Below are 12,112 nucleotides of genomic sequence, written 5' to 3' on the forward strand. Positions count from 1 at the left end.
AATATTCAGGCAAATTGGCTAAAAATAGATGCCATTTAATCGCCGAAGTATTTATCCTATTGGTCATTTTGATAGAAGAAGCTTAAACATGATTATCAAACCCAAAATTCGTGGATTCATTTGTACCACTACTCATCCCGTTGGTTGCGAAGCTAACGTTCAAGAACAAATTGCCTTAACCAAAGCGAAGGGCAAAATCGCCAACGGGCCTAAAAAAGTCCTCGTTGTTGGTTCATCAAGTGGTTATGGCCTGTCTTCACGCATTGCCGCCGCCTTTGGTAGCGATGCAGCAACTATTGGTGTGTTCTTCGAAAAACCAGGTACAGAAGCTAAGCCAGGTACTGCTGGCTGGTACAACTCTGCCGCTTTCGACAAGTTTGCCAAAGCTGAAGGTTTGTACTCTAAGAGCATCAACTGCGATGCCTTTAGCCATGAAGCTAAACAAAAAGTCATTGAGCTAATCAAGCAAGATTTAGGTCAAGTGGATATGGTGGTGTATTCATTAGCATCACCTGTGCGCAAACTGCCTGACTCTGGTGAGCTGGTGCGCTCAGCGCTCAAACCAATTGGTGAGACTTACACTGCAACAGCCGTTGATACAAATAAAGACTGCATTATTGAAGCGACAGTTGAGCCCGCAACAGAGCAAGAAATTGCCGATACAGTAACAGTGATGGGCGGCCAAGATTGGGAATTGTGGATTAACGCGCTCGCCGAGGCTGGCGTATTGAGCGACAACTGCAAGACCGTTGCCTATAGCTATATCGGTACAGAGTTAACTTGGCCAATCTACTGGCATGGCGCATTAGGTAAAGCCAAAATGGATTTAGACCGTGCTGCAAAAGCCTTAAACGATAAGCTCTCAGTGACAGGCGGTAGCGCCAACGTTGCCGTGCTCAAAAGCGTTGTCACTCAAGCCAGCTCAGCCATCCCAGTGATGCCACTGTATATTGCAATGGTGTTTAAGAAGATGCGCCAAGAAGGCCTGCACGAAGGCTGTATGGAGCAAATCTATCGAATGTTCAGTGAGCGTCTGTTCCGTGCCGATGGTGCAAAACCTGAGACCGACAGCGACAACCGTCTGCGTTTAGACGATTGGGAACTGCGCGAAGATATCCAGCAGCATTGCCGTGATCTGTGGCCACAAGTGACCACTGAAAATCTATCAGAGCTGACCGATTATCAAGAATATAAAGCCGAGTTTATTAAACTTTTCGGCTTTGGTATTGAAGGCATCGACTACGACGCTGATGTGAATCCGTACGTTGAGTTCGATGTGATCGAGCTGTAATCGTCACGATTACAGCTTGCTTTTAAACGCCACCCTCGGGTGGCGTTTTTATTTGCCTCAAATGCCGTACGATAGGCTAAACTAGCATGACCATTCAACACTAAATAAGGATAAAGAATGAAGATCAGTGCACGGAATACCCTAAATGGCACTATTACCGCTATCGAAATTGGCTCTGTAAACAACGAAGTCACTATCGAACTGGCACCGGGCGTAGTGTTAACCTCCGTCGTGACGAAAGCCTCCTGTGAGCGTTTAAACTTGAAGGTGGGTGATTCGGCTTACGCACTCATTAAAGCCAGCAGCGTGATGATTGGCGTGGATGATTAAGCGGCTAATATAGCGCCCAGAACATTTGATAACGCGGTTCAAGACAAACAAAAAGGCCAAGTAAACACTTGGCCTTTTCTATTTGATTAGCAAAACACTTTATATTTGCTTTGCGAACATAAGGGATAGACTGAGTTATCCCTTATCACCATTAACCTTCTACAGGGTAATGAATTTTTGCATTCGCTTTCAGTGACTCGATCAGACCGCGGTAATCCGCTTCGCTGTATTGTGCATTCAGGCGTTGTTTTAGTGCATTGACTAACTCATCACTAACAGACTCAGCCGCGTTCACTTTGTCCAGTGCAATCACAGCATAGCCATTTGCTAAAGCGACAGTATCAACCACAGGTGCAGCACTCGGCGTTGGCATTTGGAAGGTTTTTGTCACAATGGCCGCGTCTAAATCCTGTGCACCACGCCCCAATTTAGCCTTAGCGATTAAGCTCACATCCGCAGCGCCCGCTTTCACTTGCGCCATTAACTCTTCTGCTTTAGCACGTGCTGCTGCGTTCGCTTGATCTTGCTTTAAACGCTCTGCGATGTCGGCCTTCACTTCGGCTAATGGCATAGTGCCCGCATCGTGATGTTCTTTCATGCGAATAACCACTACGTGATTCGGTTCAAGCTCAATCACTTCACTATTTAGCCCTTGGCGCATCACTGAGTCTGAAAATGCTGCTTTTACTACATCAGGCTTGTTCAATGCCGCTGGCACATCATCACGTGAAAATAGCGGCGTTGTCTTAATCTCAACACCCACCACTTTTGCGGTTTCGGCTAAGGTATCAGGTACTTCATAACTGGTATCAGCCAGTTTGCTCTGCAAGCTATAGAATTGATCTACCGCTTTTTTCTCTTGTAACTGAGCAATAATCTTAGTTTTAACGTCGGCAAAGGGCACTGTGGTACCAGGCTGAACGTCTAACAGTTTGATGATGTGGAAACCAAAATCTGTTTTGACGACTGCTGAGTGTTGACCTTTTTGCAGAGCAAAAAGCGCAGCATCGAATGAGGGGTCCATCACACCGGGCTCAAACCAGTCTAATTTACCGCCCTGCTCTGCACTTAAGGTATCTTCAGAATTGGCTTTGGCTAACTCAGCAAAATCAGCACCGTTATCTAACTGCTTGGCTAAATCTTCAGCCTTGGCTTTCGCTGCGGCTTCATCGCTACCTGGAGCAATCAGAATGTGCGCGGCTAAACGTTTCTCGTTAGACACATATTGCGTCTTATGCTCATCGTAGTAAGCCTGAGCTTCTTCTTCGGTCACTTTGCTGTCTTTGGCAAAATCAGCCGCGTTTAACTCAACATATTCTAAACTCACCTTCTCTGGGCTCATAAACTGGCCCTGGTTGGCGTCATAGTAGTTTTTTACTTGCTCGTCTGTCACAGAGGCATTGGCAAGGTATGGCGCAGAGTCCACCACTAAATAACGAATGTCGCGAGTTTGGCCTTGCAGCTCAGCTAATTGTTTAGCTTCACCGGGTAATACAAATTCAGTGCCCACTAACGCCGCTGTTAACTGACGACGAGTCATATCGACACGCATCATGCTTCTAAAGGTTTGTGGCTGATAACCTAACTGACGCAAAATAGCCTGATAACGGTCGTTATCAAATTTACCGTCAGTTTGGAAAGCGGGTTCAGATTTAATCGCTGCAATAATTTGTTCGTCAGAAACACGTAATCCCATCGCAGCGGCAGCTTGATCGATCAGTTTGTCTGCCACTAGACGCTCGAGAACGCTCTGCTTAATGCTTTCTAGGTATCTTTCGTCCGCAGATAGGGCAGCAAACATTTCGCCCAGTTGTTGTTCCATACGAGCGCGTTCGCTCTGGTAGGCTTGTTCTAACTCGGCTTTAGTGATCTTGTCACCGTTGACTTCTGCGGCAGGTACATCGGAAGTTGAGCCCAAATAGCTACTCACCCCTGCAAATGCAAAAGATAAAATCACAAGTACGAGAATGCCTTTAGCAATCACGCCTTGCGAACCATCGCGGATCTTTTCTAACATCAGATATCTCGCTCGTTGCGATTAACAAAATAAAAAGGCGCATCAGCTTGAGATGCGCCTTTCTGTAATTAATAGGGATTATTCAGACGCTACCACTGGTAAGTGCTAAAACCCCGAGTAATGGTAGAAATTGACCTTCAAAATCCATTACTTTCAATTCGTAAAAAGCACTGTTTAAACAGTGCTTATCATTACGAACGCCTTACAAAGGCTGCGATATCAAAAATTAATTGACAGCGTCTTTCAGAGCTTTACCCGCTTTAAAAGCTGGGATCTTTGCTGCTGCGATTTTGATTTCTTCACCCGTTTGTGGGTTGCGGCCAGTGCGTTCAGCGCGCTCACGCACTTCAAAAGTACCAAAACCAACAAGAGAAATTTTATCGCCTTCTTTCAAACCTTCAGTCACAGCTGCGATAAAAGAATCCAGTGCACGGCCGGCAGCGGCTTTAGAAATGTCAGCACCAGAAGCGATTTTCTCGATTAGTTCAGATTTGTTCATGTCATCCCCTTGAATGAATTTTTTTGCGCCGCAACCAAATCCGTCTCTAGAGCGGTCTGCGGAGGCTTTTATAACAAGCTTGAATTCAAAGTTCAAGCTGAGTTCGAAAACCAAAGAAATAAAACTAGATACAGCTCAAAGCCAGTTGCCCCAAGGGCTTGGAGCAGCTGGCTCTCCACTGACCTAGGCTACCACAGGTCTGCGCTTTGTTAAGCCCCTTTTTTCATTTTTTTTAACGTCATAGCGCATTTTCTTGCGTTATGCCAAGTTTTTAACCACTTCGAAGCCTTCAACGGGTCTTTCTAGCGCCAGTTTTAACACTTCGTCGACCCAACGCACAGGGCGAATTTCTAAATCGGCAATGACATTGGCAGGAATTTCTTCCAGATCGCGCTCATTTTCTTTTGGAATAAGCACCAATTTAATGCCACCGCGATGTGCTGCCAGCAGTTTTTCTTTTAAACCACCGATAGGTAACACTTCACCGCGTAAGGTAATTTCACCCGTCATGGCCACATCGGCGCGCACAGGGTTTCCAGTGAGGCTGGAAACAAGCGCAGTACACATTGCAGCACCTGCGGATGGACCATCCTTCGGCGTTGCTCCTTCTGGTACGTGCACATGGATATCACGCTTCTCATAAAAGTCGCCATTGATACCCAATTGTTCCGCACGGGCGCGAACAACTGTCATCGCCGCTTGAATCGACTCTTGCATCACATCGCCAAGTGAGCCTGTGTAAGTCAACTTGCCTTTGCCGGGCACTGAAGTCGCTTCAATGGTGAGCAAATCACCACCCACTTCAGTCCAAGCCAACCCTGTGACTTGACCGATTTGGTTGTTCGATTCCGCCTTGCCATAGTCAAAACGCTGCACACCGAGGAAAGACTTGAGATTATCCGCGGTGACTGTAACTGACTTGATGGATTTATCCAGCAGGATCATTTTCACGACCTTACGGCAAATCTTAGACAACTCACGTTCTAGCGCCCGCACACCCGCTTCACGGGTGTAGTAGCGGATGATGCCGACTATCGCACTGTCTTCGATATGAATTTCATTCGCTTTAAGGCCGTTACGCTCGATTTGTTTCGTCAATAAATGCTGCTTAGCGATATTGAGTTTTTCATCTTCGGTATAACCCGACAGACGGATCACTTCCATACGATCTAAAAGTGGCCCCGGAATATTCATCGAATTCGAGGTCGCCACGAACATTACATCGGATAAGTCGTAGTCGACTTCGAGGTAATGGTCGTTAAAAGTCGCGTTTTGTTCAGGATCGAGCACCTCTAATAGTGCTGATGCTGGGTCGCCACGCATGTCCGAACTCATTTTGTCGATTTCATCCAGCAGGAATAAGGGGTTTTTCACGCCCACTTTGGCCATTTTTTGGATGATTTTACCTGGCATAGAGCCAATGTAGGTGCGGCGATGTCCGCGAATTTCCGCTTCATCACGCACGCCGCCTAAGGCAACACGCACATACTTACGACCCGTCGCCTTGGCAATCGATTGACCGAGTGAGGTTTTACCCACACCTGGTGGTCCAACTAAACACAGGATTGGCCCTTTCAGTTGACGCACACGGCTCTGCACCGCCAAGTATTCCAGAATACGGTCTTTGACCTTTTCCAAACCATAGTGGTCAGTATCCAATACCTCTTGGGCTTTCGCTAAATCACGTTTGATTTTAGAGCGTTGACTCCAAGGCACAGACGTCATCCAATCCACATAGCTACGAACCACGGTCGCTTCGGCAGACATCGGCGACATCATACGTAATTTGTTCAGTTCAGCGACCGCCTTTTCTTTGGCATCGCTTGGCATATTGGCTTCTTCAATCTTACGATTTAAGACTTCAAATTCGTCATGGCCTTCGTCTAAGTCACCCAATTCTTTTTGGATGGCTTTCATTTGCTCGTTCAGATAGTACTCACGTTGGCTCTTTTCCATCTGCTTTTTAACGCGGGTGCGGATGCGTTTTTCAACCTGTAACAGGTCAATTTCCGACTCCATCATCGCCATTAAATATTCAAGACGTTCGCCAATATTGGTCATCTCAAGGACAGATTGTTTGTCCTCAAGCTTAAGCGGCATGTGAGCCGCCATCGTGTCTGCAAGGCGTGCCGCTTCATCGATACCTGAAAGCGAGGTTAAAACCTCTGGCGGGATCTTCTTGTTGAGCTTGATATAGCCTTCAAATTGGCCAATCGCGCTACGAACCAAGACTTCCTCTTCTTTGTCTTCTAAAGGCTCAGATTCGAGATATTCAGCCTTAGCCACAAAGAAATCTGCTTCTTGGGTATAACGCGTAATACGGGCGCGGCGACCACCTTCGACCAGCACCTTGACTGTACCGTCTGGTAGTTTCAGCAGTTGCAGAATAGATGCCACGGTACCAACGTCAAAGATATCGTCCTTGGTCGGCTCATCTAACTCAGCATCACGCTGAGCAACTAAAATAATTTGCTTATCCTGGGCCATTGCCGTTTCGAGACAACGAATCGATTTTTCTCGGCCAACGAACAACGGAATTACCATATGGGGATAGACCACCACATCTCTCAGTGGCAGCACGGGGAGTTCGATATGCGCTTCACGCTCTAAGGTCATAGTTCGATTCCGTTTAAATAAAAGGGATTTGTTAAGGAGTATATTGGGGCGGTTTAGGCCCTTTCAATGGTCAATACGAAAAAAGGAGCCCATTGGACTCCTTGATTTTCAGTTTATTAGCTATCTGTACAATTATTGTTCGCCAGAAGCCGCCTGTGCTTCATTGCGCTCATAAATCAGAATCGGTGCAGACTCACCATTAACCACTGACTCATCGACAACCGCTTTCACTACACCTTCTATCGATGGGATATCATACATAGTATCAAGTAAGATACCTTCTACGATGGAGCGTAAACCACGGGCACCTGTTTTACGTGACATGGCTTTATGGGCAATCGCTTTAAGTGCATCTTCGCGAAACTCTAATTCGACACCTTCCATCTCAAACAGTGCGTTGTACTGCTTAGTTAAGGCATTTTTAGGCTCAGACAGAATTTGCACTAATGCATCTTCATCCAATTCAGTTAGTGTAGCAACGACAGGTAGACGGCCGATAAACTCGGGGATCAAGCCGTATTTAACTAAATCGCCTGGCTCAACTTGAGACAGGGTTTCAGATATCGTTGCTTTATCTTTTTCGCCTTTAACTTGCGCACCAAAACCGATACCCGAACCAACATGAGCACGTTGTTCAATCACCTTTTCAAGACCCGCAAATGCACCACCACAAATAAAGAGGATCTTAGAGGTATCTACCTGTAAAAACTCTTGCTGTGGATGCTTACGTCCACCTTGAGGCGGAACCGCGGCAACCGTACCTTCGATAAGTTTCAGCAGTGCTTGCTGCACGCCTTCACCCGATACGTCACGGGTAATCGAGGGGTTATCCGATTTACGGCTGATTTTGTCGATTTCGTCGATATACACGATACCACGCTGCGCTTTCTCAACGTCGTAATCGCACTTTTGCAGCAGCTTTTGAATGATGTTTTCAACGTCTTCACCCACATAACCGGCTTCAGTTAAGGTGGTAGCGTCTGCCATAGTAAATGGGACATTCAATGAGCGCGCGAGCGTTTCGGCCAGCAGTGTTTTACCGCTGCCCGTTGGACCAATCAGCAGAATGTTACTCTTGCCCAATTCCACCCCATCTTTAGGGGATGAATTTCTCAGACGTTTATAGTGATTGTATACCGCAACAGAAAGGACTTTTTTAGCTCTGTCCTGCCCAATGACATAATCATCTAAATGTGCACGCAACTCATGTGGCGTGGGTAATTTATCATTATCACGCTTGGGGGAGATTTCTTTAATCTCTTCACGAATAATGTCATTACATAACTCGACACATTCGTCGCATACATATACTGATGGGCCTGCAATCAGTTTTCTGACTTCATGCTGGCTCTTACCGCAAAAAGAGCAGTACAGCAATTTACCGCTGTCACCATTATTTTTGTTGTCGCCCATTAATTACCTCATTTGCAGTCTGCTCTACTGCTTATCTTAAACTTGTTCACTTTAAACTCAGCGTTGCTTTACAGAGCATAGCCCAGTCAAAAGTAAAAATCAGCTGCGTTTAGTCATCACTGCGTCAACTAAACCATATTCCACAGCTTGAGTAGCGCTCATGAAGTTATCACGATCAGTATCACGCTCAATTACTTCGAGTGGCTGGCCCGTATGCTCTGACAGCATCAGGTTCAGTTTATGCTTGATGCCTAAGATTTCTTGGGCATGAATAGCGATATCAGAAGCCTGACCTTGGAATCCACCCAGTGGTTGGTGGATCATCACACGAGAATTAGGTAAGCAGAAACGCTTGCCCTTTTCACCGCCAGCTAATAAAAACGCACCCATACTGGCCGCTTGACCAATACACACCGTACTCACATTAGGCTTAATAAATTGCATGGTATCGTAAATCGCCATGCCCGCGGTGACTGATCCACCGGGTGAGTTGATATATAAAAAGATATCTTTATCTGGGCTTTCTGATTCGAGGAATAGCAACTGCGCCACAATCAGATTCGCCATATGCTCTTCAACTTGACCCACTAAAAAGATAATCCGCTCTTTTAACAGACGAGAATAAATGTCGAATGAGCGTTCACCCTTAGCAGTCTGTTCGATCACCATAGGCACTAAAGCACTTTGTATGTCTGACGCATTATGCATTATTCATTTCCCTAAATAAAAATGGCTCGCATGAGGAGCCTCATACGAGCCATTATAAATGGCGAACTGCCAATCAAGTCAAGCTTAGCTTATGCGCGACCTGTAGCCTTGTTCATAAATTCTTCAAAAGCGACTTCTTTTTCGGTCACTTTGGCTGTTTTAAGCAGAGCTTCAACAGCTTGCTCTTCAAGCGCAACGTTGCGCATGTTTTGCATCAGCTCTTTATTGCTGTTGTAATACGCAATCACTTCACTTGGATCTTCATAAGCAGAAGCCATAGAAGCGATTAAGCCTTGTACACGCTCATCTTCCGCTTTCAGCTCGTTAGTTTTGATCACTTCGCCTAATAACAGACCGATTTTCACGCGACGAGCTGCTTGCTCAGTGAATAATTCAGCTGGCAGTTCAGGCATGTTCGCCGTTTGACCGCCGAAACGTTGCATCGCTTGTTGACGCAATACGTTAACTTCGCCATCGATCAATGATTTTGGCAGTTCGATGTTGTTGTTAGCTAATAAACCTGCGATCACTTGCTCTTTCACATTAGCTTTTAACGCTTGCTCAAGCTCACGGTTCATGTTCTTACGGATTTCAGCTTTAAGGGCTTCTAAACCACCTTCGCTGATACCGAATAATGCTGCAAACTCATCGTTTACTTCAGGTAAGTTAGCCGCTAATACTTCAGTTAAGGTGATAGCAAACTTAGCTGCTTTACCTTTTAAGTTTTCAGCGTGATATTCTTCAGGGAAAGTCACGTCGATAACGAACTCTTCACCGGCTTTGTGACCTAAGATACCCGCTTCAAAACCTGGGATCATACGGTTACTACCTAATTGCAGTTCGAAATCTTCAGCTTTACCACCTTCGAATTCAACACCGTCAACTGAACCCACAAAGTTCATTTTCACTTTGTCGCCGTCAGCTGCTTCACGCTCAACAGCGGCGAAAGTCGCGTGTTGCTTACGTAAAGTTTCGATCATGCTGTCTACATCTGCATCGGTTACAGAGGCTTTTGGTTGCTCTACTTCAATTGCATCTAAACCTTTCAGCTCAACTTCTGGGTAGATTTCGAAAGTTGCTACGAATTCGAATTTTTCACCGTCAGTTGCACCTGGAACGAAAGTTGGTGCACCTGCTGGGTTTAATTTCTCAGCGATGATCGCTTCGATAAAGTTACGTTGCATCACTTCACCAGTGATGTCTTGACGAATAGCTGCGCCATAACGTTTGTTGATTACAGTAACAGGCACTTTGCCAGGACGGAAACCTGGGATACGAGCACGCTTAGCTTCACGTTGTAAACTGTCTTTAACCAGTTTTTCAATTTGTTCAGCAGGAACAGAAATGGTCAGGCGACGCTCTAGGCCTTGGGTTGCTTCAACAGAAACTTGCATTGTTTTACCTCGAAATTTGTCTAACGTCCTTTGTAATAGTCGAATCTTCAACTATTCAGGTATTCGTTTCTTGATCATTAAATTTGACTACAATGCCCACCACTACTGGCTTTTGGCACAGGTCGCTGTTAGTTGATATCTATCAAGACGCGACATTATAGCCACCGTTTTGTGCAGAGTCGAGCCTCAACGGCCGAATCTAGGGTATAAAAAAAGCGACCAGAGGTCGCTTTTTTATTTTGTACTCAAAGTACTAAAAATGGGGTGACTGATGGGGCTCGAACCCACGACAACCGGAATCACAATCCGGGACTCTACCAACTGAGCTACAATCACCACTGAAACTGGTACGCCCGGCAGGATTCGAACCTGCGACCACCCGCTTAGAAGGCGGGTGCTCTATCCAACTGAGCTACGGGCGCATGGTCTACAGATTACTCTGCATCCTAACCGGCGTTGGATAGCATTTGGCTATCCATGCTACTCGCTCATGTAAACACGCGAGCAAATAACAATTAAAGTGGTCGGTGATAGAGGATTCGAACCTCTGACCCTCTGGTCCCAAACCAGATGCGCTACCGGACTGCGCTAATCACCGAAGGTCTTACTATATTTGGCATTAACTCAGAGGGTTTCCTCTGTTCTGCTCTCATCCAAAATCTGGATTTATTACAGTACTGTGCTAATCACCAAAAAAGTCTTCAAAGCAAATCAACACATCTGCTCGAGAACGGAGCGCATCTTAGCCCCTCACTTTGCACCCGTCAACGATTTTTTTAACCGTTCATGCTAGATGCTGAATTATCAGTCGAATACGCTTTTTTTTATCCATTTCACGACGGCATTTGCCATGACACACCCGCTACGCCCTGTTAAAATAGCCGCGATTGCCAATCTCTGTGTTAACTACCGTTTTAACCATCGCCAATATAAAGGATATCCTACACCCATGACAGCCCAAATAATCGACGGCAAGGCGATTGCTCAATCCATCCGCACTCAACTGCGCGAAAAAGTTACCGCCCGTAAAGAGGCTGGACAACGCGTACCAGGTTTAGCCGTGATTCTCGTGGGAGCAGACCCCGCCTCTCAGGTTTATGTTGGTAGTAAACGTAAAGCCTGTGAAGAAGTGGGATTTATTTCTCGCTCCTACGATCTCGATACCAGCTGCAGCGAAGCTGAACTCTTAGCCTTGATTGATCAACTCAACGATGACCCTAACATTGATGGGATATTAGTGCAGTTACCATTACCGGCCCATATCGAAGACTCTAAAGTGATCGAGCGCATTCGCCCCGATAAAGATGTCGATGGTTTCCACCCCTATAACGTTGGCCGTTTAGCACAGCGTATTCCCGTATTACGCTCTTGCACGCCGATGGGCATTATGACACTCATTAAATCCACTGGCGTCGATACCTATGGCTTAGATGCGGTTGTCGTTGGTGCCTCGAACATTGTCGGCCGACCAATGACACTCGAGCTACTGCTTGCAGGCTGCACCACCACAACTTGCCATCGTTTTACTAAAAACCTCGAACAAAAAATTCGCCAAGCCGATTTAGTGGTGGTTGCCGTGGGTAAACCTGGCTTTATCCCCGGTGAATGGATCAAACCCGGCGCTATCGTTATCGATGTGGGTATTAACCGCTTAGAAAACGGCACCTTAGTGGGCGACGTACAATATGATGTTGCTGCGCAAAATGCTAGCTTTATCACACCTGTACCAGGCGGTGTGGGACCAATGACCATAGCCAGTCTTTTAGAAAACACCTTGTATGCCGCCGAGCAATATCACGACTAGGTTCTAGGTTCGGCAAGCATAAAAAAACCTGCATAATGCA

9 protein-coding genes and 3 tRNA genes are annotated in these 12,112 nt (G+C 46.1%); 3 read left to right on the forward strand and 9 right to left on the reverse strand.

The window, feature by feature from the left end; all coding sequences use genetic code 11:
- The first annotated feature begins 88 nt into the window (after positions 1-88).
- Together fabV and SHEWPOL2_RS10655 are read left to right on the forward strand one after the other, a co-directional pair.
- The gene (gene fabV / locus SHEWPOL2_RS10650) at positions 89-1,291 is read left to right on the forward strand and encodes an enoyl-ACP reductase FabV (RefSeq protein ID WP_037428157.1); all 1,203 of its coding nucleotides are present in this window, start codon (positions 89-91) and stop codon (positions 1,289-1,291) included.
- A 117-nt stretch (positions 1,292-1,408) separates the two neighbouring features.
- The gene (locus SHEWPOL2_RS10655; protein WP_037428147.1) at positions 1,409-1,621 is read left to right on the forward strand and encodes a molybdopterin-binding protein; all 213 of its coding nucleotides are present in this window, start codon (positions 1,409-1,411) and stop codon (positions 1,619-1,621) included.
- 151 nt (positions 1,622-1,772) lie between these two features.
- Here SHEWPOL2_RS10655 and ppiD read toward each other — a convergent pair whose 3' ends face one another.
- The 9 genes from ppiD to SHEWPOL2_RS10700 all read right to left on the reverse strand — a co-directional run bounded on the left by ppiD (position 1,773) and on the right by SHEWPOL2_RS10700 (position 10,866).
- A complete protein-coding gene (gene ppiD, locus SHEWPOL2_RS10660; protein ID WP_037428149.1) occupies positions 1,773-3,638 on the reverse strand; it encodes a peptidylprolyl isomerase in 1,866 nt (621 codons plus the stop codon).
- Between the two features lie 226 nt (positions 3,639-3,864).
- Positions 3,865-4,152, reverse strand: a complete 288-nt coding sequence (hupB, locus tag SHEWPOL2_RS10665; protein WP_255211589.1) for a nucleoid-associated protein HU-beta — start codon at positions 4,150-4,152, stop codon at positions 3,865-3,867.
- A gap of 243 nt (positions 4,153-4,395) precedes the next feature.
- Entirely contained in the window at positions 4,396-6,753 is a 2,358-nt protein-coding gene (gene lon, locus SHEWPOL2_RS10670; protein WP_037428151.1) for an endopeptidase La, read from the reverse strand.
- A 132-nt stretch (positions 6,754-6,885) separates the two neighbouring features.
- Entirely contained in the window at positions 6,886-8,166 is a 1,281-nt protein-coding gene (gene clpX, locus SHEWPOL2_RS10675; RefSeq protein ID WP_037417195.1) for an ATP-dependent protease ATP-binding subunit ClpX, read from the reverse strand.
- Positions 8,167-8,265: 99 nt separating this feature from the next.
- Entirely contained in the window at positions 8,266-8,874 is a 609-nt protein-coding gene (gene clpP, locus SHEWPOL2_RS10680; RefSeq protein ID WP_037417193.1) for an ATP-dependent Clp endopeptidase proteolytic subunit ClpP, read from the reverse strand.
- A gap of 89 nt (positions 8,875-8,963) precedes the next feature.
- Entirely contained in the window at positions 8,964-10,268 is a 1,305-nt protein-coding gene (gene tig, locus SHEWPOL2_RS10685; protein WP_037428152.1) for a trigger factor, read from the reverse strand.
- A gap of 260 nt (positions 10,269-10,528) precedes the next feature.
- Positions 10,529-10,604: transfer RNA gene (locus tag SHEWPOL2_RS10690), tRNA-His, on the reverse strand.
- 9 nt (positions 10,605-10,613) lie between these two features.
- Positions 10,614-10,690, reverse strand: a tRNA-Arg gene (locus SHEWPOL2_RS10695).
- Positions 10,691-10,789: 99 nt separating this feature from the next.
- Positions 10,790-10,866, reverse strand: a tRNA-Pro gene (locus tag SHEWPOL2_RS10700).
- A 351-nt stretch (positions 10,867-11,217) separates the two neighbouring features.
- Between SHEWPOL2_RS10700 and folD the strand changes: the two genes are divergently transcribed.
- Positions 11,218-12,072, forward strand: coding sequence for a bifunctional methylenetetrahydrofolate dehydrogenase/methenyltetrahydrofolate cyclohydrolase FolD (folD, locus tag SHEWPOL2_RS10705; protein ID WP_037428154.1), 855 nt, complete (start codon positions 11,218-11,220; stop codon positions 12,070-12,072).
- The last annotated feature ends 40 nt before the right edge of the window (positions 12,073-12,112 follow it).

Source organism: Shewanella sp. POL2, from assembly GCF_000282755.1.
Lineage (GTDB): Bacteria > Pseudomonadota > Gammaproteobacteria > Enterobacterales > Shewanellaceae > Shewanella > Shewanella xiamenensis.

What these genes read in the sequence shown, in the direction of transcription:
- lon (WP_037428151.1), bottom strand. Translation starts at nt 6,753, where the DNA reads ATGACCTTAGAGCGTGAAGCGCATATCGAACTCCCCGTGCTGCCACTG.
- clpX (WP_037417195.1), bottom strand. Translation starts at nt 8,166, where the DNA reads ATGGGCGACAACAAAAATAATGGTGACAGCGGTAAATTGCTGTACTGC.
- SHEWPOL2_RS10655 (WP_037428147.1), top strand. Translation starts at nt 1,409, where the DNA reads ATGAAGATCAGTGCACGGAATACCCTAAATGGCACTATTACCGCTATC.
- fabV (WP_037428157.1), top strand. Translation starts at nt 89, where the DNA reads ATGATTATCAAACCCAAAATTCGTGGATTCATTTGTACCACTACTCAT.
- folD (WP_037428154.1), top strand. Translation starts at nt 11,218, where the DNA reads ATGACAGCCCAAATAATCGACGGCAAGGCGATTGCTCAATCCATCCGC.
- ppiD (WP_037428149.1), bottom strand. Translation starts at nt 3,638, where the DNA reads ATGTTAGAAAAGATCCGCGATGGTTCGCAAGGCGTGATTGCTAAAGGC.
- clpP (WP_037417193.1), bottom strand. Translation starts at nt 8,874, where the DNA reads ATGCATAATGCGTCAGACATACAAAGTGCTTTAGTGCCTATGGTGATC.
- tig (WP_037428152.1), bottom strand. Translation starts at nt 10,268, where the DNA reads ATGCAAGTTTCTGTTGAAGCAACCCAAGGCCTAGAGCGTCGCCTGACC.